Source organism: Streptomyces sp. NPDC006372 (assembly GCF_040612515.1).
In the GTDB taxonomy this organism is placed as follows: domain Bacteria; phylum Actinomycetota; class Actinomycetes; order Streptomycetales; family Streptomycetaceae; genus Streptomyces.
This window is the reverse complement of sequence record NZ_JBEXQJ010000084.1, coordinates 1-2,703: the sequence shown is the minus strand read 5'-3', so window position 1 is coordinate 2,703 and position 2,703 is coordinate 1. Positions and strand designations below refer to the sequence as shown.

General features: G+C 72.0%; 2 protein-coding genes and 1 pseudogene. All 3 read left to right on the top strand.

The window, feature by feature from the left end; translation table 11 throughout:
• A pseudogene (gene aspA / locus ABZ016_RS42880) lies at positions 1-359 on the top strand (aspartate ammonia-lyase); the annotation flags it as partial.
• Between the two features lie 84 nt (positions 360-443).
• Positions 444-1,829 carry a dicarboxylate/amino acid:cation symporter gene (locus tag ABZ016_RS42875; protein WP_356922229.1) on the top strand — a complete coding sequence of 462 codons (1,386 nt, stop codon included), beginning with the start codon at positions 444-446 and terminating at the stop codon, positions 1,827-1,829.
• Between the two features lie 217 nt (positions 1,830-2,046).
• A partial coding sequence (locus ABZ016_RS42870; protein ID WP_356922228.1) for a phosphatase PAP2 family protein occupies positions 2,047-2,703 on the top strand: 657 nt, incomplete at its 3' end.

The following is a 2,703-nucleotide window of genomic DNA, read 5'->3' as shown; positions in this document are numbered from 1 at the left end:
CCATCACCATGGCCGCCGAGGCCGGACAGCTCCAGCTCAACGCCTTCGAGCCGATCATCCTGCACTCCCTGTCCGAGTCCCTCACCCACCTGCGCAACGCGTGCCTCACCCTGGCCGACCGCTGCGTCGCCGGCATCACCGCGAACACCGCGAAGCTGCGCGCCGACGTGGAGAACTCGATCGGGCTCGTCACCGCCCTCAACCCGCACATCGGCTACACGGCCGCCACCGGCATCGCCCAGGAGGCCCTCGCCACCGGCCGGGGCGTGGCCGAACTGGTGCTGGAGAAGGGACTGTTGCCGGCCGACCGGCTGGCGGCCCTGCTCCGTCCGGAGGAGATCGCCGGAACGGCGGTCTGATCCGCCCCGCCTTCCCCCCTCTCCCCCCTCACTTTCACCCCCCACGTACATCCCCCCATCAGCTCACCTATTGGAGCTCGGTACATGGCGACAGAACGCATCACCGGCAGCCGCCACGACAACGACGCCGGCACGCCCGAGCCGGCGCCCCGCGCCAAACGATGGTGGCACCTGCCCCTCGGGGTGCAGTCGGCGCTCGCGGTGGGGCTCGGCGCGCTGATCGGAACGCTCGCGCCCTCCGTCGGTGAGCAGTTGAAGCTGCTGGGCGACATCTTCCTGAACCTGGTGCAGATGGTCGTGTTGCCCCTGGTCTTCCCGCTGATCGTGCTGGGCATCGCCCGCATGGAGTCGGTGAAGAAGGTGGGCCGGATCGCGGGCAAGGCGATCCTCTACTTCGAGATCGTCACCACGGTGATCCTGCTGATCGCGGTGGCGCTGGCCAAGTTCACCGGCATCGGCAAGGGCGCTCCGGTCGCCGGGGCCGACTCCGGGAGCGTGGAGAAGCTCGACCAGGGTGTCGACTTCCACGAGCTCATCCTGCACTCGATCCCGAAGAACGTCTTCGCCGCGTTCGCCGAGGGCAATCTGCTCGCCGCCATCGTCTTCGCGCTCTTCCTCGGCGTCGGCATGGCCGCCGTCGGGGAGAAGGCGGCCCCCTTCGCGTCCGTCCTCGACTCCGTCTCGTCGGCCATGTTCAAGGTGGTCGGCTATGTCATCCGGATCGCTCCCGTGGGCGTCCTCGGCTTCATCAGCTACGACGTGGCGCACTACGGCTTCGGGAACCTCAGGAGCCTGCTCGGCTTCATCGCCGTGGTCTACGCGGGGCTGGCCATCGTCATCGGCGTCGTCTTCCCGTGCATCGCCCTGATCTACCGGATCCGTTACGTGGACCTGCTCCGGCGGATCGGCGGGCTCGTCGGCATCGCGTTCGTCACGCGCAGCTCGGAAGCGGTGCTGGCGCCGCTGATGGGCAAGCTCGAGGCCTTCGGGGTGAGCCGCTCGACCACCTCGTTCGTCGTTCCCCTCGGCTACTCGTTCAACACCGACGGCTCCGTGCTCTACCAGGCCACCGCGCTGGTGTATCTCGCCCACGCCTACGACACGGACACCTCTCTCGCGTCGCTGCTGCTGATGGTCGGTGTCCTGGTGGTGCTGTCCAAGGGCATGGCGGGCGTCACCTCGGCCTCCATCGTGGTGCTGCTGGCCGCGGGCAAGACGATGGGCATCCCGCCCGAGGGCGTGGCACTCCTGGTCGGCGTCGACTTCATCGTCGACATGGCGCGCACCGCGGTGAACGTCGTCGGGAACGCGCTGGCCGCGGCCGTCGTGGACCGGTCGGAGGCGAAGCGGAACGCCGCACAGGACGGCCGGGACGATCAGGACGGTCCGTCAGCCGACGCGCCCGCACGGGAGGTCGCGGACGGACGGACGGCGGCAGAAGGAGACCGCGCGATGACGCGCGCCCAGTAGGCCATGGGCGTCCTGGCCCGGCCCCGACCCCCCAGGACGCGACACCACCCCCGCCCCCGGGCGGAGTCGGCGCCCCCTCCCCCGGCACACCGACTCCGCCCGGGACTCGTCATTCCGCTCAAGCAGCCCGTGTACCCCCTCTGTTTCACCCCGGCACGCCAACACCCCCTGACTCGCGGTTCGGTGTGCGCTCTCCCCACCGGGTACCCGGACCCGCATGACGATCCCCGACCTGGACCTCACCACGCCGAAGCCCGGGCACCACCGCCTGCGCGAGCGCCTGCCGGCGCTGGACGGCCGTCTCTTCGAGGCCGTCGCCGGGCGGCACCGGCCAGGGGGGCGTCCGGTCGCCTCCCGCCTGAGCCGGAGCGCGGACCACGGCGCGCTGTGGTTCGTGGCCGCCGCCGCACTCGCGGCGAGCCGCACCCCCCGTGCCCGTCGCGCGGCGACCCGTGGTCTGGCCTCGCTCGGCCTGGCCTCCCTCACCGTCCGCACCCTGGGCAGGCGTTCGGTCCGGCACCCCCGCCCGCCGCTCGCCGCACTCCCCCTGTTCCGGCAGCTGGGGCGGCGGCCGGTCACCACCTCGTCCCCCTCCGGCCACGCCGCGTCCGCCGCCGCCTTCGCCGCCGGTGCCGCCCTGGAGTCCCCCGCCTGGGGCACCGCCGTCGGACCGGTGGCCGCCTCGGTGGCCCTCGCCCGCGTCCGTACCGGTGCCCACTTCCCGAGCGACGTCCTGGCGGGCGCGGCCCTGGGGGTGGGTGCCGCGCTCGCCGTACGCGGGCGAGACGGGACAGGTCCTCGGAGGGCGGTTCGGCCGGCCGGGATGCGGTCATCCAGGCCCCCTAGGACCTCATGTAGTCCGGGACGAAGGCGG

Bases quoted from the DNA above. Each gene is read 5' to 3' on its own strand.
- ABZ016_RS42875 (WP_356922229.1), top strand. From the start codon at position 444: ATGGCGACAGAACGCATCACCGGCAGCCGCCACGACAACGACGCCGGC.